This is a genomic window from Flavobacterium restrictum (assembly GCF_007097245.1).
Lineage (GTDB): Bacteria > Bacteroidota > Bacteroidia > Flavobacteriales > Flavobacteriaceae > Flavobacterium > Flavobacterium restrictum.
The window spans coordinates 1-1,065 of the sequence record NZ_VJZT01000063.1 but is presented as its reverse complement, the minus strand read 5'-3'; the positions used below and the strand labels follow the sequence as shown (position 1 = coordinate 1,065).

At 29.9% G+C, this 1,065-nt stretch carries 1 protein-coding gene; it reads left to right on the top strand.

All coding sequences use genetic code 11. The features are described 5' to 3' along the window. Positions 1 to 116: 116 nt before the first annotated feature. On the top strand, positions 117 to 1,065 hold a 949-nt coding region (locus tag FNW21_RS16205), incomplete at its 3' end, for an IS4 family transposase (protein WP_144257788.1).

Genomic DNA, 1,065 nt, shown 5'->3' with positions numbered 1-1,065 from the left:
TTCAGTACATGACAAAAAGCATATTTCATTGAAAACCAACAAAATAAGATGTTAAAAATTAGGATAAAAGACTGATATTCATTACATTAAAAGATTATTACCACATAATTTTTCTAATGAAGAACACCAGTCTTGCATGTAAAGATACAACGCTAATTTCAGTTTTACAAGGTCATTTTAAAGGAGAACTCAATCTGGCAAGGGTCAAGCTCATCTGTTTATTTATAACAGCTTTATGCAAAATAAAGACAATTAATTATGATAGATTAGCCTCTGGATTCGACACAAAAGCAGATAAAAACAGTTCTTATAGGAGAATTCAGCGATTTATGAAGGATTTTGATTTTCCCATGAAAACGATTTCTATATTAATATTCAATTTATTACCATATAAAGATGATTTGGTATTAGTATTAGACAGAACTAATTGGAAATTTGGGTCGAAGAATATTAATATATTAATGTTAGGGGTTAGCTATAAAAACGTAGCCTTTCCTTTAATGTTCAAAATGTTAGACAAAAAAGGGAATTCAGATACGGATGAAAGGATTGATTTAATCAAGAAATATATTGAGTGGTTTGGAAAGGAAAGTATAAATTGTTTGTTAGCCGATAGAGAATTTGTCGGAAGCAAATGGCTGGAATTCTTGAACAATGAAAACATCAGATATTACATTAGAATTAGAAATAATTTTTATATTTATTCTTATCAAAAGCAACAAGAAATCAAAGCATTTTGGTTGTTTAATAATCTAAAAGTTGGCGAGTTTTATCATTACCCAAAAATAGTAGAGTTACATGGACAACGATGTTATTTGTCTGGAAGTAAAACAATTGACAGAGACGCAAACATGGAGTTCTTGATTATTGTTTCATTCAATAAACCAGAACAAGCGATGGTTTACTACAAACAACGTTGGCAGATTGAAACTCTTTTTAAGGGATTAAAAAGTAGTGGTTTCAATATAGAAGATACTCATGTTACAGACTTGGAGAGGTTAGAAAAACTCTTCTCGCTGACAATTATAGCATTTGTTTGGTGCTATAAAATCGGAGATTATCTAG